The organism is Pauljensenia sp. UMB3104 (assembly GCF_030217285.1).
Taxonomy (GTDB): Bacteria; Actinomycetota; Actinomycetes; order Actinomycetales; family Actinomycetaceae; genus Pauljensenia.
Genome location: NZ_JASONN010000026.1, coordinates 1 through 26,025, shown reverse-complemented (window position 1 = coordinate 26,025; position 26,025 = coordinate 1). Strand labels below are relative to the sequence as shown.

The window sequence follows — 26,025 nt, the reverse complement described above, 5'->3', positions numbered from 1 at the left end:
GGTGAATAATCTACTCACCCCCACACCCAAAGTCAAACCAAAACACCGTGACCCCCAACACACACCCCACAAACCCAACAAACACAACGAAAAGAGGGCGCCCGATTCTCATCGGGCGCCCTCTTCTACGGAAGTGTTAGCTCAGTTCGAGCACGGCGAGATTCTTGCGGCCCTTGCGAATGAGAGCCAGTCCACCCACGAGCACGTCCTCCTCACGCAGAACGGCCTCGGGATCCTCCACCTTCACATTGTTGATGGAGGCACCACCGGAGGAGATCGTGCGACGGGCAGCTGTCTTGCCCTTCTCGAAGCCGAGAGCAACGAGAGCATCGGCTACGGTGGATTCACCGATTGTCACCGACGCGCGCGGCAGGTCGGCAGTCGCAGCTGCCAGGGTAGCCTCGTCCAGATCCCGGATGTCACCGCCACCCCAGAGGGCATCGGTCGCCGCCAGAACGCGCTGAAGCTGCTCACTGCCGTGCACAAGCTCGGTGACGGACGCAGCTAGGGCCTTCTGGGCGGCACGCTGGTGGGGACGCTCAGCAACCTCAACGGCCAGCGCCTCGATCTCCTCACGCGACTTAAACGTGAAGATCTTCAGGAAGCGCACGACATCATCGTCCGCGACCTGGAGCCAGAACTGGTAGAAGGCGTACGGGGTCATCATCTCCGGGTCGAGCCAGATGGCGCCACCCTCGGACTTACCGAACTTCGTGCCGTCCGCCTTCGTGATGATCGGGGTCGTCATGACGTGGGTGTCAACGCCCTCAACCTTACGGATCAGGTCGACACCGCCGACCATGTTGCCCCACTGGTCGTTTCCGCCGGTCTCAAGCGTGCACCCGTGGCGACGGTAGAGCTCAAGGAAGTCGTTGGCCTGGAGTACCTGGTAGGAGAACTCCGTGTAGGAGATACCCTCATCCGATGCGATGCGACGCGCGACGATGTCCTTGTTGAGCATCGTGCCCACACGGAAGTACTTACCAATGGTGCGCAGCAGATCGATGGCGCTCATCTCCTGCGTCCAGTCCAGGTTGTTCACCATCGTCGCAGCTGCAGGTCCCTCGAAATCAAGGAAGCGAGAGATCTGCGAACGCAGGCGGTCCGCCCATCCCTTGACGACCTCGGTCGACTGGAGCTGGCGTTCGCCGCTCTGGCGCGGGTCGCCGATCTGCCCAGTCGCACCGCCCACGAGTGCGAGCGGCCGATGGCCAGCGAGCTGCAGGTGGCGCATGACGATCAGCTGCACGAGGTGGCCGTGATGAAGGGAAGGGGCAGTCGGGTCATAGCCGCAATAGAAGGTGACAGGTCCGGCAGCCAGGTGCTCACGAAGCGCCTCGAGGTCGGTGTGCTGAGCGAGCAGCCCACGCCACTGCAGTTCGTCCAGGATATCTGTCACGAAAGTTGTCCTTCCTTGCGGATTCGACGGATGAATGATGAATACCGTCTTAGTGTATCGGCTTGCGAGTAGGGGTGTTAACGAAGCGCCGAGGCCGCCCACGTGCGCGCGTGCGCGAGGCCAGCCTCGGCCTCGGCGATCTGCTCGCGTACCCGCTCGGGGGCGGTACCACCGCGGCCCAGGCGCGCACCCACCGAACCTTCGACGGTGAGCACGGAGCGCACCTCGGGGGTCAGCGAGGACGAGGCCTGGGCGAGCTCCTCGTCGGTCAGGTCGGCAAGCTCCACTCCCCTGGCCTCGGCCAGCCGCACGCACGCACCAGAAATCTCGTGCGCATCGCGGAAGGGCACCCCCTGCTTGACGAGCCACTCTGCGATGTCGGTAGCAAGCGAGAAGCCCTGGGGCGCTAGCTCCTCGAGGCGCTCCAGATGAATGGTCATCGTATCGATCATGCCGGCGACGGCAGGACAGAGAACGTCGAGAGTGTCGATCTGATCGAACACCGGCTCCTTGTCCTCCTGGAGATCACGATCGTACGCGAGCGGAATACCCTTCAGGACCGCGAGCAAGCCAGTCAGATCACCGATGAGCCGACCAGCCTTACCGCGAGCAAGCTCCGCGACATCGGGATTCTTCTTCTGCGGCATGATCGACGAGCCCGTGGAGTACGAGTCGTCCAGCGTCACGTAGCCGAACTCCTTCGTATTCCAGATGACGATCTCCTCGCACAGACGCGAAATGTCGATTCCGATCTGTGCGCACACGAAGGCAAACTCGGCAACAACATCACGCGAGGCAGTACCGTCGATCGAGTTTTCAACGGAATCGGCAAAGCCCAGAGCGGCAGCAATCCGGCGGGGATCCATTCCGAGCGTGTTACCGGCCAGGGCACCGGATCCATACGGAGAGATCGCCGCACGCTTGTCCCAGTCACGCAGACGCGCAACGTCACGCAGGAGCGGCCACACGTGCGCCATCAGATGGTGCGCGACGAGAACCGGCTGCGCATGCTGCATGTGGGTGCGCCCCGGCATGACAGCGTCTCCGGCGCGCACCGCCTGGCTGAGCAGTGCCTGCGCGATGTCCAGGACGCGACCCGCCAGGTGACGGGCCTCCTCGCGCAGGTACACGCGAATCAGCGTTGCAATCTGGTCGTTACGGGAGCGGCCAGCTCGCAGCTTGCCTCCCAGCGTGGCCCCAGCGCGCTCCATCAAGCCACGCTCCAGCGCCGTATGCACATCCTCGTCGTCAACTGATGGCACGAAGGCACCCGAAGCGACATCGGCATCAAGGCGGGCGAGAGCGTCATGCATATCCGCGCATTCCTGGTCAGTCAGCAGCCCAACACGATGCAGCTCGTCAGCATGCGCATGCGAACCGGCGATATCGACGTGCGCCAGACGGAAGTCGAAATGCGTCGACACGCTCAACGCAGCAAGCGCCTGCGAAGGGCCTCCGGAAAAACGGCCACCCCACAGGGAGACGTGTGTTTCGGACTGCGACATGAGGTTCCTCCTGGGTCGGTAACGACGACGCTTTCTCTATCGTTTAAGAATATTCGAGATGCTGGCGAGCTGCCGAAGGCCACACGACAGGGACCTCACCACGCACCTTCACCCACGTCGCGATGATGACGAAAAGCATCCAATTGCCTTCGAAGAGCAGACGAGACTCCGTGAAAGACTGGATAAACATCGCGATCATAATGACAGCGGGAATGACGTCCCACAGGTTGTCGTCGATATGAGCCACCGCGACTTTCACGACGCGGTACAGCGTCCAGACGATCGCAACGGTGATCATGGTGGCGCCGACAAAGCCCGTCGTCAGAGCAGCCTCAACATAGACGTTGTGCGCCTGATTAGTCGGCGTGCCATCAGGACGGATAACGAGGGAGGCAAACGGCTCCATCTGCGTGGGCCACCCAATGAACCAACCCCAGCCTCCGATCGGACGCTGCGCAACCAGTGGAGCGACGGCGTGCCAGATGACGGAGCGCCCACTCATGTCGGGACTACGACCGAAAGCATCGGCGATCATATGACGACAGAAGAATGCTGCGATCGCAGTGATAACACCACAGCCAGCGAAACCGCCGACGACTCGGAGACGAAGGTGCTCCGGAACCCGACGCTGGACAACAAGACCCGCGATCACAAGCAGGCATCCAACCGTGGAGAGAGCAACCGTCGCAGACTGCGTCAGCAACAGGACACCACCGCATGCGCCGAGCCACAGACATGTCGCAAGGCGTGATCGCTTCGTCTGCATATAGCGCAGAATCAGGCACACCGCCAGCAGCAACGCGACAAACGCGAGGGGATTCCTATTACCGGGAAAACCCTGGATCGGCCCTCCCTTGAGGAGCATGCCATCGATCCAGTAGTAAGAGGCAGGGAGGAGTCCTCTCCCCCACATGATAGGAGGAGCGAGCGGACCATTCCCGAAGAAAGCAACCAGCGCCTCGAGAATGAAAGAAGAGCCGATGATCCACTGGAATGCCAGAATCAACGCACCAACGAGCTCCGTGAGCGGCAACGCAACAGCCACAGCAATCGAGACGAGGGTCAGCGACACGGACAGGACGGCGTATTGGGCACTCTGAAACGGCGCCACCGACCATAAGCACGAGAGGGCACACCACGCAACGAACAGACATGTCGTCGTCGGGAAGCGACGGAGCAACAGTGAGCGGCCCGAGATACGGAAGAGCACAACGAAGGAAACAAGCAGAATCAGCATCGGCATGAGCGAACCAATATCGCCGAAGATGCCACGAATTCCCTTACCGGCAAAGCCGGCGAAAAACATTGCAGCAACCGTGTAGCGCATCATGCGCGTGCGCAGGGCATCATCTCCGTCGCTCCCCACGGCATCGCTCACAGTGCTCGCCTCATACGTCATACACGAAACACTAAGCGAGGCGGGAGCAGCCTTCTCGCCGCTCCCGCCTCTTGAAACCCAACTGAGACATTCTCTGTGAGAACGCCCTCAACCAAGTGCTCAGTAACCCATGTTCACGCCAAAGCGCACGTCGCGAGCCGCAGCGAGCTTAGACTGAAGGCCGTAGATATCAATGAAACCGCGCGAGGAGGACTGATCGAAGGTATCGCCGGTCTCGTAGGTCGCCAGGTTGAAATCGTAGAGAGAGGACTCGGAACGGCGTCCATTCACGGTCGCGCGACCACCGTGGAGCACCATGCGGATATCACCAGAGACGTACTGCTGCGTGTGCTCAATAAACGCGTCCATCGACTTCTTCAGCGGCGAGTACCACTGTGCCTCATACACGAGCTCACCCCAGGTCTGCTCCAGCTGACGCTTGTAGCGACGCTGCATCCGCTCCAGCGTGACCGCCTCCAGCGCCTGGTGCGCCTCGATGAGCGCGACGGCACCGGGAGCCTCGTAAATCTCACGGGACTTGATACCGACCAGACGATCCTCAACCATGTCGATACGGCCGATACCCTGAGCGCCAGCGCGGCGGTTCATCTCCTGGATGGCCTCGAGCGGCGTGACCGGTCGGCCGTCAATGGCGACAGGAATCCCCTTGTCGAACGTGATGACGACCTCGTCGGGCAGCGGCGGGTAGGTCGGATCATCAGTGTAGTTGTAGACGTCCTTCGTCGGCGCATTCCACAGGTCTTCCAGGAAGCCCGTTTCGATGGCACGACCCCACACGTTCTGATCGATAGAGAACGGGTTGTGCTTCGTCGTCTCAATCGGTAGATTGTGCTTCTCGGCGTACTCAATCGCGACGTCACGCGTGAGCGCGAGGTCACGCACCGGGGAAATGCAGTCCATGTCGGGCGCCATCGAGGTAATCGAGACCTCGAAGCGGACCTGGTCGTTGCCCTTACCCGTGCAGCCGTGAGCGACCGTCGTCGCGCCAAATTCGCGCGCGGCCTTCACCAAGTGCTTGGTGATAACGGGACGCGACAGCGCCGACACGAGGGGGTACTTGCCTTCGTAGAGCGCGTTTGCCTTCAAAGCGGGCATGCAGTATTCGGTAGCGAACTCATCGCGCGCATCCGCAACGTACGCTTCGACGGCTCCACAATCGAGTGCTCGCTGGCGAATGACCTCCAGGTCCTCACCGCCCTGGCCGACATCAACGGCAACAGCGACGACCTCTCGGCCCGTCTGTTCCCCGATCCATCCGATAGCGACAGAGGTGTCCAGGCCACCTGAATACGCCAGGACGACGCGATCATTGCTCGACATGTGGGTTCCTTCCAATTGGTGGATTCGTTGCGCCCAAACCGCTCGACGGTACGAGGCAGGGGCTAGTTTTCGGGGAGAGCGCCGGGTTCTGCGAGGGCCAGCAGTGAGCGTTCCACCTCAGCGGCTCCTTCTTCGCTGCGGCAGATGACGAGGATCGTATCGTCGCCAGCGATCGTTCCTGCGATCTCATCACGCCTGACAGCATCGATAGATGAGGCGAGCAGATTGGCCGCTCCGACCTGCGTCCGCAGGACCAGCTGGTTCCCCACCTTCACGGAGGTGACAAGGAGAAGCTGACACCAGCGCGCGAGGCGAACGTTGGCCGCTTCAGCGTCGTGCGTCAGACCACCATCGTGATCGGGCACCGTGTAGATGAGAGTGCCAGACGCGTCGCGAATCTTCGTGGCGCGCAGGTCCATCAGGTCGCGGGACAGGGTCGTCTGGGTGACGTCAATCCCGCGCTCCGCCAAGCGGGCGCGCAGGCCCTCCTGGCTACCGATGGACTCGGCGGCCAGAAGATCTCGGATCATCTCGTGCCGTGCACTCTTCGTGCTCGGAAACGCAGGTGTTGCACTCATATGCATGATTATACACCTTCATGCATATAAATAAGCAAGCGGGTGAGGGAAGTCCCTCACCCGCTTGCCGTCAAAACTCTCAGGCACGCAGCTGGGCGGCAATCTCATCGGCCCACGCTTCGATAGCGTCCCAATCGCGGAAATCACCCTCGACGACACCAGCCAGGCGCGCGATCGAACGTTCACGCAGCGACAGCAGCGCCGGCTTGTAGCGACCAGGGAACGTACGCAGCTCACGACAATTGACGTGAGTGAGCAGCGGCCCAACACGGTTAGCGTCCTGCTCAGAATGCTTGGGCACGCCGTTCATACCGACAGAGAAAGCCCAGACCTGCTTGTCACGCAGCTGATCCTTAAAGCGCTCCATAAATTCGTGTGCCTCGGGCATCCATTGAAGGATGTAGACGGCAGAGCCGACGACCACCGCATCGTAAGGATCGACCGTGGTCACATCAGCGGGTGCAAGACGATCAACGGTAAAATCCGCTGCCTCCAAACGCTTCGCAATGGCGTCGGCGACTTCGTCCGTCGCCCCGTGCTTTGATGCTGCAGTAACAAGGATGTGCATGTACCCATGGTAAAGCGAAGACCGGTCGAATCGGTGGGCACAACGCCCCAAATGAGTGGGGTGCCACACCACCGAATCGACCGGTCGAGCGCCAGAGTTGACTAGGCGCGCAGGGACGCGCCCAATACCTTGGCAGCCTTCGCGACGACCTGCTCACGAACCTTCGACGATTCCTTCGCGGTCAGCGTGTGATCGGCTGCGCGCAGACGCAGCGCAAACGCGAGCGAACGATAGCCCTCGGGGACCTGGTCGCCTTCGTAGATATCGAAGAGGGTCACGGACTCTGCAAGCTGACCGGCGCCCTGGCGCACGATCTGCTCAACGCGTGAGGCGGGGATATCCGACGGCACGACGAGAGCGATGTCTTCCTTGGCAAGCGGGAAGGTCGAGACGCCCTTGACCTGGATAGGCTGATCACTCATCTGGGAGATGAGAGCGTCCATATCGATCTCAAAGGCGCACGAACGCGCGGGAAGGCCGAACGCTCGGCACGCGGCAGGCGACAGTTCGCCCGCAAGAGCGACGTCTACGAGGTCGCGGCCCGCACGCACGAAGACGCGCGCAACACGTCCGGGGTGGAACGGGGCAACCGCGGCCGGATCCGTTGCCGGAGCGGGCATCGGAGCACCCTTGTGCGCGGGCACCCGGTCCATCCAGGCGCGGGTGACCTCGACGCGTACGCCGAGAGCGGAGGCCACACAACGCACGTACTCCAGGGCGTCCGCCCAATCAAAGGCACGGGCGTTCGCCAGGACGCCAGCCGGAACGGCCGAACCCGTCAAGACGCCACCGATGTGCCACGGCTGAGCCGGAATACCCGCCTCGAGCGCCGCGAGCACCTCGTCGGAGGGGCGCTCATCGGCACTGGGTAGGTCAGCCGGAACGGTGCCGGCGGGACGAGCGACCTTGGCGACTTCGAAGATCGCGACGTCCGCATTGGAGCGCGACACGTTGCGACCGGCGACATCGAGGAGTGTGTCGAGGACCGTGGTACGCAGCCACGGCGAATCATCCGCCATGGGGTTACGCAGGCGCAGAGCCTCGCGGCGGGGATCATCCTCGGGAATGCCCTGACGATCCCACGTATCGGACACGAACGGGTAGGACTCAACCTCGACCAGTCCCCCATCGGCCAGCGTTGAAGCAGCCAGTCGACGCGCCTCCTGCGCGGTCGTCAGACCGTGGCCAGCGGGTGCCGTCGGCATGATCACGGGGATGTTGTCGTAGCCGTCAAGGCGTGCGACTTCCTCGACAAGGTCGGCCGGCAGAGTCAGGTCGGGACGCCACGAAGGGGCGGTCACGGTGAACACGCCGTCTTCCGGTCCCTCAACGACGCAGCCCACCGTGCGCAGCAGCTCAGCGATACGCTCCGGGCTGTGCGCCACACCGGTCAGGCGCTCAACCTCACCGACGGGCAGCGCGATGACGACGGCCTCGCCGCGCTGATCGATATCCGTCACGCCCTCATCGACTGTGCCACCGCCATACTGGACCAGCAGCTCAACGGCGCGCTGCGCAGCGACAGCGGGCAGCGCCGGATCGGTGCCGCGCTCGAACCGCTTTGCGGCCTCGGAGTGCAGCTTGTGACGACGGGAGCTACGCGCGACAGACACGGCGTCAAAGTGCGCGGCTTCGAACAGGATGTCTGTCGTGTTCTCGCTGACCTCGGAGTAGGCGCCACCCATGACACCTGCGATACCAATAATGCGCGAGCCCTCACCCTCCGGCGAGTCGGTGATCAGCAGATCCTGCGGGTCGAGCTCGCGCTTTTCCTCATCCAGGGTCACCAGCGTTTCGCCGACGCGAGCACGGCGCACGACGATCGGGGCAGCGAGGTCACCCAGGTCGTAGGCATGCATCGGCTGGCCAAGGTCCAGCATGACGTAGTTCGTGATGTCGACAGCCAAGGACAGCGAACGCATGCCCGCAGCTTCAAGGCGTTCGACCATCCAGCGGGGCGTCGGAGCGTTGGGGTTGGTGCCACGAACGATGCGCGCAACGAAGCGGTCCACGCCGACGCGTCCGCGGATCGGGGCGTCATCGGAGAAGACAACCGGGAAGCCATCGGAGTTCGCAGCCGGCGGCTCGGCCGCGATCACGCCAGGCAGACCCGGATCGCGGAACGAGGCACCCGTCGAGTGCGAGTACTCGCGGGCAATGCCGCGCATCGAGAAGCAGTAACCACGGTCCGGGGTCACGTTAATCTCCAGGACCTCTTCACCCAGCCCCAGCCACGACACGATATCCGTGCCGACCTCGGGAATCTCACGGTCCGGGAAATACCTCGGCAGCACGATGATGCCAGAGTGGTCTTCACCCAGGCCAAGCTCACGAGCGGAGCAAATCATGCCATCCGAGATGTGGCCGTAGGTCTTACGCGCTGCGATCTGGAAATCACCGGGCAGAATCGCGCCGGGAAGGGAGACGACGACGAGGTCGTCGACGTCGAAGTTGTGAGCGCCGCAGATAATGCCGCGGCTGGGCAGCTCCGACGGTTCCTTGCCAGTACCGGGGGCGTCATTGTACGGACCGACATCCACGCGGCAGTAGTTGACGACCTTACCGTTGGAGGCGGTCTCCTCCACGCGGGTCAGGACGCGACCGACGACGAGCGGTCCGGTCACGCGTGCGGGATGAATTTCTTCCTCTTCCAGGCCAACCTTCACAAGGGCGGCAGCGAGGGCGGCGGCGTCCGTTCCTTCGACAACGTCGACGTGATCGGCCAGCCAGCTCAGCGGGACCATAGGCATGTCAGTTACCCCTTCCATTCACTCCGAACTGCTGGGAGAAGCGAACGTCTCCCTCAACGATGTCATGCATGTCGGCAATGCCGTGGCGCAGCATCAGCGTGCGCTCGATGCCCATGCCGAACGCGAAGCCCGAATAGACCTCGGGATCAATACCGTTCGCGCGCAGCACGTTCGGGTTGACCATGCCGCAACCACCCCACTCGATCCAACCGGGGCCCCCCTTCTTCTGGGGGAACCACAGGTCCATTTCCGCACTGGGTTCGGTGAACGGGAAGTACGAGGGACGCAGACGTGTCTTCGCCTCGGGACCAAACATCGCCTTCGCGAAGTGGTCGAGAACACCCTTCAGGTGAGCCATAGTCAACCCCTTGTCGACGGCGAGGCCCTCAACCTGGTGGAACACCGGAGTGTGGGTCGCATCGAGTGCATCGGAGCGGAACACCTTACCGGGGCACGCCACGTAGAGCGGAACACCTCGAGACAGCATTGCGTGGGACTGGACCGGGGAGGTGTGCGTGCGCATCACCAGGTGAGCGCCGTCCTCGGTCTCGGCGCCGACGCTACGGCCGTCGATGTAGAGCGTGTCCTGCATCTGGCGCGCGGGGTGATCGATGTCGAAGTTGAGCGAGTCAAAATTGAACCACTCGTGCTCAATCTCCGGGCCTTCGGCGATATCCCAGCCCATCGCCACGAAGAAGTCCGCAACCTCTTCCATGAGGGTCTCCAGGGGGTGACGCGCACCCGCCGTACGACGCGCGGTCGGCAGCGTCACGTCGACCGACTCCTCGACCAGCATGCGGGCCTCGTGCTCGGCAGCAAGGATAGCCTTGCGCTCCTCAAGGGCCTCGGTGAGGGCCTTGCGCGCCTGTCCGAGGTTCTTTCCGGCGAGTCCGCGCTGCGCGGGCTCCAACTTACCGATCGTACGATTCGCGGTTACGAGCGGGGCCTGATCTCCGAGAATCGCGGCTCGAACGGCCTTCAGGGCGTCCAGCGAATCCGCAGCTGCGATATCGGCGAGGCCTGCCTCGCGAACGGCGTTGACGGCTGCCTCATCAAGAGGATCAAGGTCAGGGGCATTGCCAGCCATGTCCTGCTTCCTTCTTCTTTCCATCTGGGGTCATTACTGCGCGCATCACGCGCACTGCCCACCATCCTACCCGTTCGCCTATCCTCACAGCTCACCGGATCCATGGGCGCGCTACCCTGTAAGACGTGAATGCGCTCTCGCGCTCCATCAGCAACTGAAGGAATCCCGTGTCTCACATAACGCAACCGGGGGAAGGGGCCACGGCCTCGTCGCAGACGCCGACCCTCTTTTCCGCACGGCGCGTGCGGATCCAACACATCGCGCGCGCCAAAGCCGAGGGCATCCCCCTGACGATGCTCACCGCCTACGATGCACTCACCGCCCCGATCCTCGAGGCAGCGGGCGTCGACATGCTCCTCGTCGGCGATTCGCTCGGCAATGTGATTCTCGGCCACAGCTCGACGCTGCCCGTCACCCTGGAGGACATGGAGCGCGCTACCGCAGCCGTCGCCCGTTCGACCTCGCGCGCGATGATCGTTGCAGACCTTCCCTTTGGCACCTACGAGGACTCTCCCGAGCATGCCTTCGCCTCCGCCACGCGTCTGATGAAGGCAGGGGCACATGCCGTCAAGCTCGAGGGCGGTGAAAGCCGCGCACACATCATCGAGGCCCTCGTCACGGCCGGCATCCCGGTCTGCGCACACCTCGGTTACACACCCCAGTCTGAAAACACGCTGGGCGGACCGCGCATGCAAGGGCGTGGAGCTGGCGCCGATGCGCTTCGCCGCGACGCCGAGGCCGTCGAAAAGGCAGGGGCCTTTGCGGTCGTCTTCGAAATGGTGCCGGCGGGAATCGCGACCGAGCTGACCGCCAGCCTCGCTATCCCGACGATCGGCATCGGCGCAGGCCCGAACACGGACGGTCAGGTGCTCGTGTGGTCCGACATGGCCGGCTACTCCGACTGGACGCCCTCGTTTGTCCGTCAGTTCGGCCAGCTCGGCCAAGCCCTGCGCGAGGCCGCGTCCGACTACGTGGAAGCCGTGCGCGAGCGCTCTTTCCCCGGCCCCGACAACTACAAGAACGACTGACGCCACCCGTTCGTAGGAGGAACACCCCATGGAAGCATCTGCACTCGCTCGTCGTGCGCCCCTCGGCACGCTGAAGCCAGGCCACGTCTCGCCCATGCGTGCCGTACCCGAGCACATCGAGCGGCCCGAGTACATGTTCCACGACGGACCCGAGCGCGTCACGGCCTCGGATATCAAGAGCCCCGAGACCATCGCAAAGATCCGCGAGGCCGGTCGCATCGCTGCGGGCGCGATCGAAGCCGTCGGCGCCGCCATCGCACCGGGCGTTACCACGGAGGAACTCGACCGCATCGGCCACGAATTCTTGATCGCCCACGACGCCTACCCGTCGTGCCTGGGATACATGGGCTTCCCCAAGTCCATCTGCACCTCGATCAACGAGGTCATCTGCCACGGCATCCCCGACGATCGTCCACTCGAGGACGGCGACATCATCAACATCGACATCACCGCCTACAAAGACGGCGTCCACGGCGACACGTGCGCGATGTTCGAAGTCGGTACAGTCGACGAGGAGTCCCACCTGCTGATCGAACGCACGAAGAACGCCATGATGCGTGGCATCAAGGCCGTCGGCCCGGGCCGCGAAATCAACGTGATTGGCCGCGTCATAGAAGCCTACGCGAAGCGCTTCGACTACGGCGTGGTCCGTGACTACACGGGGCACGGCGTCGGCGAAGCATTCCACTCCGGCCTCATCGTCCCCCACTACGATGCTGCTCCTGCATACAACACCGTCATGGAGCCGGGCATGGTCTTCACCATCGAACCGATGCTGACCCTCGGCACCGTCGAATGGGAGCAGTGGGATGACGACTGGACGATCGTCACCGCTGACCGCTCCCGCACGGCCCAGTTCGAGCACACGATCGTTGTCACCGAGGATGGAGCCGAAGTCCTTACCCTTCCCTGACACACGTTGGCCGAGGCCCGCTTCTGACTCTCACAGTCTGAAGCGGGCTTCGCTATTACTCGTGGTATCCCTTACAATTCACGTACGACGGGCTTCAGGGGCCCGTTGACAACAGGATTTCATTACCCGAGGAGGGGTCATGGCTCAGGTCGCATGCGGCATCGATATCGGCGGATCGGGCGTCAAAGGTGCGCTCGTCGATCTGGAAACCGGTGAATACATCGGCGAGCAGATTCGTATTCCTACCCCAGATCCCGCAACACCCGACGCTGTTGCCGCAGTGTGCCGCGAGGTCATCAACCAACTCGACGTGAAGGTCGGCGTGCCGATCGGCGTCACCTTCCCTGCCCCCGTTTTTAACGGCGTGATCCCCTACATGGCGAACCTCGACCAGTCCTGGGTGAACGTTGATGTCGACGAGCTCATGGAGCGTTATCTCGGCCGCGCAGTCGTCGCACTCAATGACGCGGATGCCGCCGGTATCGCCGAGGTCGCCTACGGCGCCGCTAAGGGCCGCGATGGAGTCATCGTCTTCACCACTCAGGGAACCGGCATCGGCTCCGCCATCATCGTCAACGGCACCCTCCTGACCAACACCGAGCTCGGCCACCTCGAGATCGACGGAACCGACGCGGAGAAGAACGCGTCCTCGGGCCAGAAGACCCTCCAGGGCCTGAACTGGGAGCAGTGGGCACAGCGCCTCCAGCGCTACTACAGCCACGTCGAGTTCCTGCTCAACCCCGACCTCTTCGTCGTCGGCGGCGGCGTGTCTGAAAACCACGAGAAGTTCATGCCTCTCCTGGATCTGAAGACCCCGATGATTCCCGCGAAGCTCCTGAACACGGCTGGCATCGTCGGCGCCGCTTACTACGCGGCGAAGCACGGCGCCTGAGCATATAGCGCGTACACGCAGAAGGACCCCGACGCGAGTCGGGGTCCTTCTGGCATCTGTCGGCCTATACGCCGGGTTCTGTCACGCACGCCGTTGCCGGTCGTGCGGTGGCGACCATCTATCTAGGACCGTCGTTACCGACGGCCTCCAGCAACCTACCCGCAGGCATTGGACGGGCCGCCCTGCCTGCTGCTCGGTCTTGCTCCGGGTGGGGTTTACCTAGCCGACGCGGTCGCCCGCGCCGCTGGTGAGCTCTTACCTCACCTTTTCACCCTTACCGACGCGTGTGCGCCGGTGGTTTGTTTTCTGTGGCACTGTCCCGCGGGTTACCCCGGGTGGCTGTTAGCCATCACCTTGCCCTGTGGAGCCCGGACGTTCCTCGAGCGTTTCCGCGCGCGGCCGCCCAGCCGACAGATCCGCATCGATCATAGCGCGCATGGCCGTGCCCCCGCGATAGGGTGGTCACCATGCTGATCTGGTTGCCCCCGTCGGAGGGAAAGAACGCGCCCGCGCAAAGCCCGTCTCTCGATGTCAACGCGCTGTCCCGCCCCAGCCTTGCAACAAGCCGCCGCATCGTGTGCGAGACTCTCACTGCTCTCAGGGACGGTCCCGAAGCGGCTGCCGTCCTCAAGGTCGGAGCACGCATCGATCTGTCCGTTAACACCGCGCTCATGTCCGCTCCCTGTGCCCCGGCCTCGTCGCTTTTTACCGGCGTGCTCTACGAGGCGATCGAGCAGAGTGCACCCGGAGCGTGGGCAAGCGACGGCGCGTCCCACATCTCGATTTTCTCGGGTCTCTTCGGGGTCCTCTCCCCCACTGATGTCATTCCCGACCACCGCCTCGCGATGGGCGTGTCGCTGCCCGAGCTGGGAGTACTCTCGACCTGGTGGGCGCCGCGTCTTGACGAGGCTCTGGCCCCCGAGGCCGCCCAGCGCATCATTATCGACGGACGAAGTGGCCCCTATCGCGCAGCATGTAAGGCCCCGTGGGCACGTGTCTGGGAACTGCGCGTCGAGCGCGAAGCAAACGGCAAGCGCTCTGTGATCTCGCACGACGCGAAGCGGTGGCGCGGCGCGGTCACGGGCCTTCTCCTTGGGATGGGTGGCTACGGCGCCGAGGAAACGAAGGAGGCCGAGAAGGCCCTTGAAGAGGCCGCATACTCCCTGTCACTGAGTGATGCGAAGGGGAACGAACACCGCGTGACGGACGTTGAGTACGGCCCCGAAAAGTCGACCAAGAAGGGCGGATCGACACGCACAGTAACGTTGGTCACGCACTGAGCGGTAGGCTATTCTTTTTCCGGAACCTGCAGGGTGCAGGACCGGCCGATAAGTCGGCCATCAAGCGGAAACCATAGGCATGATCAACGAGGACTACCTGGCCAATATTCGGCCCACCCACCGTCAGCTCCAGTGGCAGAAGATGGAGATGTACGCCTTCATCCACTTCGGCATGAACACGATGACGGACCGCGAATGGGGCGAGGGCCATGAGGATCCAGCCCTGTTCAACCCGGAAAACGTCGACGTCGATCAGTGGATGCGCGCCCTCGTGAGCGCCGGGATGACCGGCGTGATTCTGACGTGCAAGCACCATGACGGCTTCTGCCTGTGGCCCTCGGCCTACACGAAGCACTCGGTCGCATCCTCGCCGTGGAAGGGCGGGCGCGGGGACCTCGTGCGCGAGGTGTCGGACGCGGCTGCGCGCCACGGCCTCAAGTTCGGGATCTACCTCTCCCCCTGGGACATGACCGAGCCGACGTACGGCCAGGGCGAGGCGTACAACGACTTCTACATCAACCAGCTCATCGAGCTGCTCACCCACTACGGCCCGGTGTTTTCCGTCTGGCTCGACGGCGCGTGCGGGGAAGGCCCCAACGGCAAGGTCCAGGTCTACGACTGGCAACGCATCTACGATACGGTCCGTGCTTTGGCGCCCGAGGCCGTGATCTCCGTGTGCGGCCCGGACGTGCGCTGGTGCGGCAACGAGGCAGGCTCGGTACGAGCCAACGAATGGTCCGTTGTGCCCGCATCCCTGCGCGAGGCCGAGCGCACCGCTGAGAAGTCTCAGAAGGCCGACGACGGCGAGTTCTCCCGTCAGGTGGCCTCCGGCGACGAAGACCTTGGCTCGCGCGAGGCCTTGGCTGACTACTGCGGCCCCCTCGCCTGGTACCCCGCCGAGGTCAACACCTCGACGCGCAAGGGTTGGTTCCACCACGACGCCGAAGACTCCCAGGTGCGCAGCGTCGACGAACTGTTCTCGATCTGGAAGGGCTCGGTCGGCGGCAACGCAACATTCTTGTTGAACGTTCCCCCGAACCGCGACGGCCTCCTCGCAGACGCCGACGTCGAGGTCCTCGCGCGCCTCGGCGACAAGATCGCCGACTTCCGCTCGCGCCGCATCGACGCCTCCCGCGAGGACAACAACAACGACGTCACGCTGTGCTTCGACGCACCGCGTAGCGTTAGCGCCATCGTCCTTGAGGAGGACATCGCCCAGGGGCAGCGCATCGACGAGGCCGTCGTCACCTCGTCGATGAATGGCGAGGAAGACCGAGAGATCGCTCGCGTGCACTGCGTGGGCTACCGACGCGTCATCACCCTGGAGACGCCCGTGACCGCCACCCAGGTTCGGGTGACGGTCACGAAGAGCAGGCAGGGCTTTTATCTGGCGGACGTCTACGCGGTTCGCGCCTAGGCCTCAGCGCGGCGTGTTCGCAGCGGTCCGTACGACGATCTGCGAGGTGTCTTCGGTCAGGTAGAGCTCATCGTCGGGCGTGAGGCGGATACGCTCGAGTTCCATCGGGCTCAGGTCAGCGGCGACGCCAATGCCGTAGCCGTCTCGCACCTCGATAACCGCGAGAGCACCGTTGCGTCGGCGCGCATCCTCGTATTCCTCGACGAGGTCCGCGGGCAGGCGGCCGACAAGCTCGCGTCGGGCGGCGATGACGCGGCGCAGTTCGTCGTCTGCATCGGCGACATCGGCCTCAAACTGAGCCTTCAGCGCCTCGATGTCGGCGGCAATGGCCTGAGCCTCGGCCTTCATCTTGTCCTGTGCGGCCCGTGCGGCCTCGACACGTTCCTCGGCCTCCACCTGATCATCCTCGAGTTTGGCGAGGCGACGATCCATTTGAGCGATCTCATGCTCCATCAGCGAGATATCGCGCAGGGGCACTTGGTTGTTGTCGATACGTGCCTGCTGGCGCTTGCGGCGCTCAGAGACTTTCGCGATCTCCTCTTCGATGCGCGTCACCTCGCGGGTGGTGTCCGCGATGACCGCGTTCTGGCTGATGGCGGCCCGCTGGAGGTCGGCGACGCGACCGGCGAACTCGCGAACCGTCGCGTGCGCGGGGTGAGAATCGCGCTTGTGGCGCAGCGCCGACTCCTTCTGGTCGAGCTTCTGGAGCTCGAGGAGCTCGAGCTGGTCGGTGTGCGATGCTTTCACGCTAGTTCTCCCTGGGTGACTCGGTGACTGGTCCATGGCTCGGTGACAATCGTAGAGACTTCCACGCGAAGTTCCACATCGGCGGCGCTGGCGGCCTCGCGAAGCTTGCGTGCGAGGACGGGCAGCCACGGTGACTCCGTCGCCCAGTGCGATCCGCACAGCAACGCGGGGGCACCGCCCTCCAAGTGCTCTGATGCCGGGTGGTGACGAAGATCCGCCGTGAGGTAGACGTCTACTCCAGCAGCCCGGGCGCTCTCAAGCGCGCTATCGCCTGCACCGCCCAGCACGGCGACGCGACGCACCGGAGCTGCCTCGTCTCCACCGACGAACAGGCCGGAGGGACCTGCGGGCAGCACGGATGCGACATGGTCGGCGAAGGCGCCGAGCGTGGTCTCGTCGACAACGCCGACGCGTCCCAGGCCGATCTCGCGTCCCTCAACGTCAGTGCCACATGACTCCAACGGAACGGTATCGCGCAGACCGATGAGATCGGCGAGCGCCGTCGCGACACCATCACAGGCGACGTCCGCGTTGGTATGCGCATTGAATAGGGCGATACCAGAGCGGATGAGAGCCGTGACGACAGCGCCCTTCGGGTCGGTCACAGGCAGGAAGGAGGCGCCGCGCAGGAGCAACGGGTGGTGGGTGATCACCATGTCGTAGGAGTTCCCATCGCCGCTTGGACCAGCCACGGCCTGGTCGGTGATGGCAGCGGTGGGATCGAGGGCCAGGAGGATCGAACGCACGGGCGCGTCCGGGTCTCCGACGATGAGCCCGACGCGATCCCACGACTGGGCCGTCGCCGCCGGATACCAGGATTCCATGAGGGCCATGACGTCGCGGACGGTCCAGGTGGTGGCGGGTGCACCGACCGGGATATCGGGGGTGCTGAAATGAGACGAAGACTGCATGCGCCAAGCATACCGGACCCCCATCTAGCAAGGGACCCTGCCCGCGACTATGATCACAACGTGCAGATTTTGAGTCTCCTCGACCAGGGGCTGGTCGATTACACGCAGGTTGATGCGCTTCAGCGCTCCCTGCACGAGGAAGTCCTCGCCGGCGGCGAGGACACGCTCATCGTTTCTCAATTCACCCCGACGTGGACGGCCGGTCGTCACACGAAGCCGCAGGATATTCCCTCGACGACGATCCCCATCATCCGCACGGACCGCGCGGGATCGGCCACGTGGCACGGCCCCGGACAGGTCGTCGTCTACCCCGTTGTTCGGCTGCGCGAGCCCGTCGATCTCGTCCAGTGGATCCGCGCCGTCGAGGCCTCAGTCATCGACACCGTGCGCGAGGTCTGGGACCTGCCGGTGCACCGCGTCGAGGGACGCGCGGGCGTGTGGCTCACCGAAGAGGGACGCCGCGACCGCAAGATCTGCGCGATTGGTCTGAAGGTCGCGCGCGGAGCGACCCTGCACGGCATCGCCCTCAACGTCGACATCGACCCTGCACATGCTTTCGAAGGCATCATCCCGTGCGGCCTCGCCGACGCTGACGTGACCTCCCTGTCATGGGAGGGCGTCCACACGACGGTGGCCGACGCCGCCGCCGAACTTCTCCCGCGCATGGTGGAGCACATCTCCCCCTGCCTGGCGACCACTCCCACTTCCGTTTCCTATACGACGAGGTCAACGCTATGAGTACCCTGCCCGATCCCGAAGGACGCAAGCTCCTGCGCATCGAGGTGCGTAACTCGCAAACTCCTATCGAAAAGAAGCCCGAGTGGATTCGCACGACCGCCAAGGCCGGCGAGAACTACCAGGACATGCGCTCGCTTTCGCATGCCAAGGGCCTGCACACGGTGTGTGCCGAGGCCGGCTGCCCCAACATCTACGAATGCTGGCAGGACCGCGAGGCGACGTTCCTGCTCGGCGGTGCGCTGTGCACGCGCCGCTGCGACTTCTGCGATATCGCGACGGGCCGTCCAACTGAGTACGACAAGGACGAGCCGCGTCGCATCGCTGAGTCCGTGCGAGACCTTGACCTGCGCTACGTGACGATCACGGGCGTGACCCGAGACGATCTGCCCGACGGCGCAGCGTGGCTCTACGCCGAAACCTGCCGCCTCATCCACGAGCTCAACCCGGGCACTGGCGTGGAGCTCCTCGTGGATGACTTCCGCGGTCAGGCCGAGTCGATCGACATGGTCATCGAGGCAGGCCCGCAGGTCTTCGCGCACAACCTCGAGACGGTGCCACGCATCTTCAAGAAGATCCGCCCCGCCTTCAACTACGATCGCTCGCTCGCGATGATCAAGCGCGCCCACGACGGCGGCATGGTCACGAAGTCGAACCTGATCCTGGGTATGGGCGAGACGCGCGAGGAGGTCAGCGCTGCCATGCGCGATCTGCACGAGTCGGGTTGCGACCTGCTGACGCTCACGCAGTACCTGCGTCCCTCTCCCCTGCACCACCCGATCGACCGCTGGGTCCACCCCGAGGAGTTTGTCGAGATGGCCGCCGAGGCCGAGGAGATGGGCTTCGCGGGCGTCATGGCCGGCCCCCTCGTGCGTTCCTCCTACCGTGCGGGTCTGCTGTGGGCCAAGGGTATGCGTGCCCGCGGCTTCGAGATCCCCGAGCAGCTGCGTCACATCGCCAACTCGGGTTCGACGCTGCAGGAGGCCGGTTCAGTCCTGGCGCGCCTCAAGGAGCGCTCGGAGCGTCACGCGGCGATGGCCGCGAAGGCCGCCTCGGCCTCGTGACCCCGGATTATTCTCCCGCGCGGGCGCTCCTGGCCTCCGCACGTCGGCACCCCGACCGCCGCTCCTTGGTCGACGCCGTGACGGGCGAGGAGTGGAGCGTGGGCGAGGCAGCAGCAACAGTTGCTCGCCTCGCAGCCGCTTTCGACTCGGCTGGTATCGGCGAGGGGACACGCATCGCGGTCATCGGGGCGAACTCGCCGTGGCACTACATCGTCCACGTGGCGGCCTCGTGGCTGCGAGCGGTGACGGTTCCCCTGTCGCCGCGCATGCCCTCTCCGGCGCTCGCTTCGATGTGCGCGCAGGTGGGCGTCTCGTGGGTGTTCCTTGACGAGGCCTCCCGCGCTCACGCTCCCGCACTGTCCGACGCGGGCGCGCAGGTCGCGTCGTTTGCGGATCTGTCGGCCTGGGCGAATCGCACTGCACCCATCGGGCGCGCTCCCGCGCGCTGCGGAACCGAGCTCGCCGCCATCTTGTTTACCTCGGGGTCCACGGGCACTCCACGCCCTGTGGAACTCACCCACGAGGTCATGTGGTGGGGATCGACGAACTTCCGCGAGGGTTTCGACTATGCGCCGACGTCATCGGTGGTTGGCGTGTGCGCGCCCGCCAGCCACATCGGCGGCTTCAACGGGACCTCGATGGACGTGTGGACGCACGGCGGCACGCTGGTCACGCTCGGCTTCCCAGGTTCTTTCGACGCTCGCGGCGTCATCAATGCTATCGAGCGCTACAGGATCACCATGATGTTCGCCGTGCCCGCGATTGTCCGCGCCATCCTCGATGAGCATGAGCGCGGCGGCGGCGACCTGTCGTCGTGGGTGCGTCCCCTCATCGGCGGCGATGCGATGACGGCGGACCTCGCGGACGCGATGCGTACAGCCGGCCTATCCCCCATTCACGTGTGGGGCATGACCGAGACCTCCGGCGCGGGAACTGTCGCCACCCCAGATTCTGGCGCGCCCGCCGGATCGCTCGGTGTTCCCTTCCCCTACGTAGACCTGCGCGTCATGGCCACCGACGAGCGCGAAGCCGGGGTCGGCGAGCTGGGCGAAATCTGGGTGCGAGGCCCCGGTGTCGTGAGCGGCGAGGAGTGGCTGCATACGGGAGACCTTGCAACGAAAGACGAGGACGGCTGGCTGCACATGGTGGGACGCGCCCACCGCATGATCAATACAGCCGGAGAGCTCGTCGCTCCCCCGACGGTTGAGCGGGCTCTACGCTCGCTGGACGTTGTCTCGGATGCACTTGTCGTGGGGCTGCCGGATGAGCGCTGGGGGCAGATCGTCGCGGCGCTTGTCGTCGCCTCTCCCGAGGGCCGCGCCCAGGCCTCGTCGATGAGCACCGAAGCACTCTCCGAAGCCCTCAGCGACACCCTCGCACCCTGGGAGAAGGTTCGTCGCGTGCTGGTCGTGGACTCGCTGCCGACGACGACCACGGGCAAGCCGGATCCGGTCGCGGCGGCCCGCCTATTCGACTCGTAAGAACGGCGGCTTAGGTGCGCCTGACCTCACAATGCACGCGCACCATATTTAGGTAAGATTAGCCTTGCTTAATTGAAGGAGAGTCTTATGTCCCGCCACCGCATTGTCATCATCGGTTCCGGCTTCGCAGGCCTGACGGCAGCTCGCCGACTGAAGAACGCCGACGCCGACATCACCATCCTGGCCCGCACGTCGCATCACCTCTTCCAGCCGCTGCTCTACCAGGTGGCCACGGGCATCCTCTCCGAAGGCGACATCGCCCCCACCACACGCGAAATCCTGCGCGGCCAGAAGAACGTCACCGTCCTGCAGGCCCTCGTCGAGGAGATCGACGTCGAGGCGCGCACCGTCAAGTGGCGCAATCACAACAAGTACGAGCAGACCGAATACGACACACTGATCGTCGCGGCGGGCGCGGGCCAGTCCTACTTCGGCAACGACCACTTTGCGGTCTTCGCGCCGGGCATGAAGACCATCGACGACGCCCTCGAGCTGCGCGCGCGTATTTTTGGCGCGTTTGAGCTGGCCGAGATTGAGACTGACCCGACTGCGGTCGAGAAGCTCCTGACGTTCGTCGTCGTAGGCGCAGGCCCGACCGGCGTCGAGATGGCTGGCCAGATCCGCGAGCTCGCCTCTCACACCCTCAAAGGCGAGTTCCGTAACATCGATCCGACCAAGGCACGCGTCATCCTGGTGGACGGCGCCGAGCACCCGCTCCCCCCGTTCGGCGAGGAGCTCGGCGCGAAGACAGAGGAAGCCCTGGCCAAGCTCGGCGTTGAGATGAAGATGAACGCCTTCGTCACCGACGTGGATGCCGAGGGCGTCACGCTGAAGTATAAGTCCGGCGAGGAGGAGCGGATCGAGTCCGTGTGCAAGGTGTGGGCCGCGGGCGTGTCCGCGAGCCCGCTGGGCCGCGCGCTGGGCGAGGCCACGGGCGCCGAGGTGGACCGGGCGGGGCGCGTCACCGTCAACAAGGACCTGACCTTGCCCGGGCACCCCGAGATCTTCGTACTCGGCGACATGATGGCCTTCCCGGGCGTCCCCGGCGTCGCACAGGGCGCGATCCAGTCCGCGCGCTTCGCGGCCGACATGATCGCCGCGCGCCTGACTGGCCGCACGCCGAAGGCCACGGAATTCTCCTACCACGACAAGGGTTCCATGGCGACGATTGCGCGCTTCCAGGCGGTCGTGAAGATGGGTAACACGAAGATGACGGGCTTCACCGCGTGGGTTGCCTGGTGTTTCCTGCACCTGCTCTACATCGTTGGCTTCAAGTCGCAGGTCGGTACCCTGGTGAACTGGTTCTTCAGCTTCCTGTCCGGCGCCCGTTCGCAGCGCACGACGACGAATCAGCAGTTGGTGGGTCGCCTCGCCATGGAGCAGCTGGGCGCTGGCGCGTCCGGCAAGCTTGTCGCGGGCGAGGACATCGTCGAGGAGCGCACGCAGGAAGAACACGTGCACGAGGACTGAGCAAGGTTGTCGCTCTAACCTTCCCTGAGGCCAGCGTTGGGACACAGCAAGCGCACGCTGACAAACAGGCAGACAGGCCTGGTGTGAGGCTGGAAGCAGAAGCTTCCAGCCTCACTGTCAAGCTAGTTTACGCGCCGCTACCAACCATTCAGTAACTCTGTATACTATGCCCATGAGCATAAATCGCAATGTCACTAACCTGTCGATTGCAATCGTCAAGACCCTGGCAAGGGCGGCTGGTTTTGGCCTTGCCGCAGATATTGCCGATGGGGGCCAGGAGTTTCTCAATCTGCTCGCCGACATCAAAAACGGTGCTCTAGACAATCCCAATGCAGAAATGATTCGATCACTGAACAGTACCGTCAAATCGGAAATCAAATCCATTGAGGCCGCACTCAAGCAAGACGGCATGAGCAAGAAACTGATTAAAGAAGCCGTAGCGCAGTTATCCGAGGCAGCGCGCGACACAATAAAAGAGCTGGCGGAGGACGACGACGCCCTCATCCGAGCAGTACAGCAACCAAAAAACTTCGGCACCGAACTGAAAAGACATGCTGCACCACATTCCGACGGCTTCAGCAATAATATGCAAGCTCACTACACAACGCTCCTTGATCGAATATCGCAAGAGTTCCTTACCCTCGCACCCTGGTCGCCCAACTTTAATCGCGTAGCTCTAGCCAGCCTGTTGCGTTGTTTCCCAGACCTATCAGAACGCATCGACGGTCTTGAACAGCACCTGGATAGGCGGTTCGATCACATCGAATTGGGCATGCGTGAAGATCGCGATATTCACATTGAGAATAACCAGCTACTGAAAGGTCTTTCCAGGCAGAACGCTAGCCCTACCTTCGATCATGTTGTTTTCGGTAGCCGACCGGATGTGGTAACCGAAGACCGCTTTATCCCTCGAGGCGAGCAAGAACGGTTGAACGCACTCATCTCCAACCCGACGCGACGACGCACCGTTCTGGTGGGCATGCGTGGCTGCGGCAAGACTCAGCTGGCGTCAACTTTGGCTCAACAGTGCGAGGACGCACACTGGAGCCTCGTCGCGTGGGTGAACGCGAGTTCGACCGAATCCATCACGAGCGATCTGGTAGAACTCGCCAAAGAATTGAAGAAAGAACTGAAGATTGATACGAGTGACCAGCCCACTCCCAAGACCATTATTCATCGGCTCTTCGACCGTTTGAAATCAGCGGATCCCTCCGACAGGCTCATCGTCTTCGATAACGTTGAGAATATCAACGATCTTCGAGGACTTGTACCGCGCGGCAATGGCTTGCGCGTCATCGCAACCACTACGAACAACACAGGTTGGGAACATCAGGGATGGGACACCATCAAGGTCGGTGTGTTTGATCGCGAGAAGTCGATCAAACTCCTCCTTACGGTCACCAAGTCCGACGATCATGACACCGCGGATGCATTAGCTGATCGCCTCGGCGACTTGCCTCTCGCTATTACCCAGGCAGCTGCGACCGCACGTCACAAAGAACTGTCACTACTCCGGTATCTCAAGCGACTGGAGTCGCACCGCAAGGAACACGCCATTTGCCCCGTGCCCGGGGATGACTACACGGACGACGTTGCAACGGCACTGTGGATGGCCGTTGAAGACTTCATCGACAGTCTGGAGGGCGGCACGAAAGAGACGGCTCGACGTCAGCTGGGTGCACTGACGTTGCTCGCGGAATCCGGCGTACCCACGCGGTGGCTTAACCCCACTATAGAGCAGCTGGACGACGACGAATCTCAAAGCACTCTGCGGGACGCAGATGAGGAAGCCCATGATGCGCTCACAGAGCTTATTCACAGGTCCCTCGTACAGCAATCAGCAGACGAATCGACGACCAGGCTTCACCGCCTCCAGGCACAGGTGCTGCGTGAATCCTGGACCGAGACAGAGAGCACGCAGGCAGCCCAGGCCGCTGCAGACCTCCTAAGCCGGGTGAACATTAGTGCGATACCTAGGAATGACACCATGTCACGACGGCGGGAGACGCGCGATCTGATCGAGCAGCTCCGAGCCATCGCCACGCAGGACTATTCAGGCTCACTATTTGCCTATAAAGAGGTCAGAAACCGACTGAACGAGGCTTTTAGACATGCGCATGACCTTGGGCTTCCGTTCGAAGCACTCACCCTCAATAAGGCTGTGGACATCATCGGGGACCTCCTGGGACCAGACCACCGCGACACCCTCACCTCGCGCAACAAGCTTGCATATACGTTCCTGACGGTGGGCCGCACAGAAGAGGCCATCAACCTGTACGAACAGACCCTTCAAGGCAGTATTACCGGCCTGGGTGAGGACCATCCCCACACCCTTATTGCGCGTAACGACCTAGCACACGCATACCAGACAGCGGGCCGTCCGAACGAGGCCATCGACCTACACAAACAGGCCGTCAAAGACCGTACCCTAATTCTTGGTGAGGACCATCCCCACACCCTTATTGCGCGTAACGACCTCGCACACGCATACCAGACAGCGGGCCGCCTGAACGAAGCCATCACCCTGTTCACGCAGAACCTCCAGGACAGCATCCGTGTCCTGGGCAAGGACCACCCCGACACCCTCGCCTCACGTAACAGCCTCGCACACGCATACCGGCGGGCGGGCCGCCTGAACGAGGCCATCACCCTGTACGAACAAACCCTGACCGACCGCACCCGTGTCCTGGGTAAGGACCACCCCGACACCCTCACTTCACGCAGCAACCTCGCACGTGAATACCAGTGGCTGGACCGTACAGACGAATCCATCACTCTGCTCGAACAGAGCCTCCAAGATAGCACCCACATCCTCGGCGAGGACCACCCTCAAACGCTCAGTATTCGTAACGACCTCGCACACGCATACCAGGCTGCGGGCCTTCTGAACGAGGCCATCACTCTGCTCGAACAGAGCCTCCAAGATAGCACCCACATCCTCGGCGACGACAACCCTCAAACGCTCAGTATTCGTAACGACCTCGCAGACGCATATCGGTGGGCGAACCGTACAGATGAGGCCATCACTCTATTTGAACAGGCCGTTAAGCACCGTATTCATGTCTTCGGAGAAGACCACCCCCGCACCCTTAGCGCGCTCAACGACCTCGCACGTGCATACCGCTGGGCAGACCGCCTGAACGAGGCCGTCACCCTGTACAAGAAAACCCTCCAAGATAGCGTCCGAGTCCTGGGCGAGGACCATCCTGATACCCTCAGTACGCGCGACAACCTCGCTCGAGCATATCGGCGGGCCGGCTGCTCGGACGAGGCCATCCAACTGTTTGAGCAGACGCTCCACGACTGCATCCGCGTACTGGGCAAGGCGCATCCACTCACAACGACGGTACGCGAGAACCTCGAAGCAGCCAGGCGCGAGCTAGAGCGGCAGGAGGATGACTCAGCAGTAGTGTCCCGCATAGTGGTGTAACCGTGTGGTGGTCGGCCCGTTTGATATGGGTGCGGTCACCGTGTGATCCTT

20 protein-coding genes and 1 other RNA gene are annotated in these 26,025 nt (G+C 63.2%); 10 read left to right on the top strand and 11 right to left on the bottom strand.

What is annotated here, in order from left to right; translation table 11 throughout:
- Window positions 1-136 precede the first annotated feature (136 nt).
- The 8 genes from tyrS to pheS form a co-directional block, all read right to left on the bottom strand.
- Window positions 137-1,399 (bottom strand): tyrosine--tRNA ligase, encoded by a 1,263-nt coding sequence (gene tyrS / locus QP415_RS09660; RefSeq protein ID WP_285099853.1) that lies wholly within the window; start codon window positions 1,397-1,399, stop codon window positions 137-139.
- A 77-nt stretch (window positions 1,400-1,476) separates the two neighbouring features.
- The gene (argH, locus tag QP415_RS09655) at window positions 1,477-2,904 is read right to left on the bottom strand and encodes an argininosuccinate lyase (protein ID WP_285099851.1); all 1,428 of its coding nucleotides are present in this window, start codon (window positions 2,902-2,904) and stop codon (window positions 1,477-1,479) included.
- A 43-nt stretch (window positions 2,905-2,947) separates the two neighbouring features.
- Window positions 2,948-4,303 carry an O-antigen ligase family protein gene (locus QP415_RS09650; protein WP_034475225.1) on the bottom strand — a complete coding sequence of 452 codons (1,356 nt, stop codon included), beginning with the start codon at window positions 4,301-4,303 and terminating at the stop codon, window positions 2,948-2,950.
- A 99-nt stretch (window positions 4,304-4,402) separates the two neighbouring features.
- Window positions 4,403-5,623 (bottom strand): argininosuccinate synthase, encoded by a 1,221-nt coding sequence (locus tag QP415_RS09645; protein ID WP_016461029.1) that lies wholly within the window; start codon window positions 5,621-5,623, stop codon window positions 4,403-4,405.
- Window positions 5,624-5,685: 62 nt separating this feature from the next.
- Window positions 5,686-6,207 carry an arginine repressor gene (gene argR, locus QP415_RS09640; protein ID WP_285099850.1) on the bottom strand — a complete coding sequence of 174 codons (522 nt, stop codon included), beginning with the start codon at window positions 6,205-6,207 and terminating at the stop codon, window positions 5,686-5,688.
- Window positions 6,208-6,280: 73 nt separating this feature from the next.
- Window positions 6,281-6,769: a flavodoxin domain-containing protein gene (locus QP415_RS09635; RefSeq protein WP_285099849.1), complete on the bottom strand. Its 489-nt coding sequence runs from the start codon at window positions 6,767-6,769 to the stop codon at window positions 6,281-6,283.
- 101 nt (window positions 6,770-6,870) lie between these two features.
- On the bottom strand, window positions 6,871-9,519 hold the full coding sequence (pheT, locus tag QP415_RS09630; RefSeq protein ID WP_285099848.1) for a phenylalanine--tRNA ligase subunit beta: 2,649 nt from the start codon (window positions 9,517-9,519) through the stop codon (window positions 6,871-6,873).
- Between the two features lies 1 nt (window position 9,520).
- Window positions 9,521-10,606 (bottom strand): phenylalanine--tRNA ligase subunit alpha, encoded by a 1,086-nt coding sequence (gene pheS / locus QP415_RS09625; protein ID WP_285099847.1) that lies wholly within the window; start codon window positions 10,604-10,606, stop codon window positions 9,521-9,523.
- Window positions 10,607-10,773: 167 nt separating this feature from the next.
- Between pheS and panB the strand changes: the two genes are divergently transcribed.
- The 3 genes from panB to ppgK all read left to right on the top strand — a co-directional run bounded on the left by panB (window position 10,774) and on the right by ppgK (window position 13,439).
- Window positions 10,774-11,634: a 3-methyl-2-oxobutanoate hydroxymethyltransferase gene (panB, locus tag QP415_RS09620; RefSeq protein ID WP_285099846.1), complete on the top strand. Its 861-nt coding sequence runs from the start codon at window positions 10,774-10,776 to the stop codon at window positions 11,632-11,634.
- A 28-nt stretch (window positions 11,635-11,662) separates the two neighbouring features.
- A complete protein-coding gene (gene map, locus QP415_RS09615; protein WP_285099844.1) occupies window positions 11,663-12,547 on the top strand; it encodes a type I methionyl aminopeptidase in 885 nt (294 codons plus the stop codon).
- Window positions 12,548-12,686: 139 nt separating this feature from the next.
- Entirely contained in the window at window positions 12,687-13,439 is a 753-nt protein-coding gene (gene ppgK / locus QP415_RS09610) for a polyphosphate--glucose phosphotransferase (protein WP_048676748.1), read from the top strand.
- 51 nt (window positions 13,440-13,490) lie between these two features.
- Here ppgK and rnpB read toward each other — a convergent pair.
- Window positions 13,491-13,854, bottom strand: an RNA gene (gene rnpB, locus QP415_RS09605) — RNase P RNA component class A.
- Between the two features lie 52 nt (window positions 13,855-13,906).
- On the opposite strand from rnpB, the gene QP415_RS09600 reads away from it, so the two are divergent.
- Window positions 13,907-14,719, top strand: coding sequence for a YaaA family protein (locus QP415_RS09600; protein WP_285099843.1), 813 nt, complete (start codon window positions 13,907-13,909; stop codon window positions 14,717-14,719).
- Between the two features lie 79 nt (window positions 14,720-14,798).
- On the top strand, window positions 14,799-16,136 hold the full coding sequence (locus tag QP415_RS09595; protein WP_285099842.1) for an alpha-L-fucosidase: 1,338 nt from the start codon (window positions 14,799-14,801) through the stop codon (window positions 16,134-16,136).
- 3 nt (window positions 16,137-16,139) lie between these two features.
- On the opposite strand, the gene QP415_RS09590 is transcribed toward QP415_RS09595, so the two are convergent.
- Both QP415_RS09590 and QP415_RS09585 read right to left on the bottom strand, forming a co-directional pair.
- A complete protein-coding gene (locus QP415_RS09590; protein ID WP_285099841.1) occupies window positions 16,140-16,883 on the bottom strand; it encodes a zinc ribbon domain-containing protein in 744 nt (247 codons plus the stop codon).
- Complete coding sequence (locus QP415_RS09585) at window positions 16,880-17,794, bottom strand: Nif3-like dinuclear metal center hexameric protein (protein ID WP_285099840.1); 915 nt, start codon at window positions 17,792-17,794, stop codon at window positions 16,880-16,882. Before QP415_RS09585 ends, QP415_RS09590 begins: the two co-directional genes overlap by 4 nt.
- A 60-nt stretch (window positions 17,795-17,854) precedes the next feature.
- Between QP415_RS09585 and lipB the strand changes: the two genes are divergently transcribed.
- The 5 genes from lipB to QP415_RS09560 all read left to right on the top strand — a co-directional run bounded on the left by lipB (window position 17,855) and on the right by QP415_RS09560 (window position 25,974).
- Complete coding sequence (gene lipB / locus QP415_RS09580; protein ID WP_285099838.1) at window positions 17,855-18,532, top strand: lipoyl(octanoyl) transferase LipB; 678 nt, start codon at window positions 17,855-17,857, stop codon at window positions 18,530-18,532.
- Entirely contained in the window at window positions 18,529-19,593 is a 1,065-nt protein-coding gene (lipA, locus tag QP415_RS09575) for a lipoyl synthase (RefSeq protein ID WP_285099837.1), read from the top strand. The genes lipB and lipA overlap by 4 nt, the downstream gene beginning before the upstream one ends.
- A complete protein-coding gene (locus QP415_RS09570; RefSeq protein WP_285099836.1) occupies window positions 19,590-21,074 on the top strand; it encodes a class I adenylate-forming enzyme family protein in 1,485 nt (494 codons plus the stop codon). The genes lipA and QP415_RS09570 overlap by 4 nt, the downstream gene beginning before the upstream one ends.
- An 87-nt stretch (window positions 21,075-21,161) precedes the next feature.
- On the top strand, window positions 21,162-22,544 hold the full coding sequence (locus QP415_RS09565) for an NAD(P)/FAD-dependent oxidoreductase (protein ID WP_285099835.1): 1,383 nt from the start codon (window positions 21,162-21,164) through the stop codon (window positions 22,542-22,544).
- A 172-nt stretch (window positions 22,545-22,716) separates the two neighbouring features.
- The gene (locus QP415_RS09560; protein ID WP_285099834.1) at window positions 22,717-25,974 is read left to right on the top strand and encodes a tetratricopeptide repeat protein; all 3,258 of its coding nucleotides are present in this window, start codon (window positions 22,717-22,719) and stop codon (window positions 25,972-25,974) included.
- The last annotated feature ends 51 nt before the right edge of the window (window positions 25,975-26,025 follow it).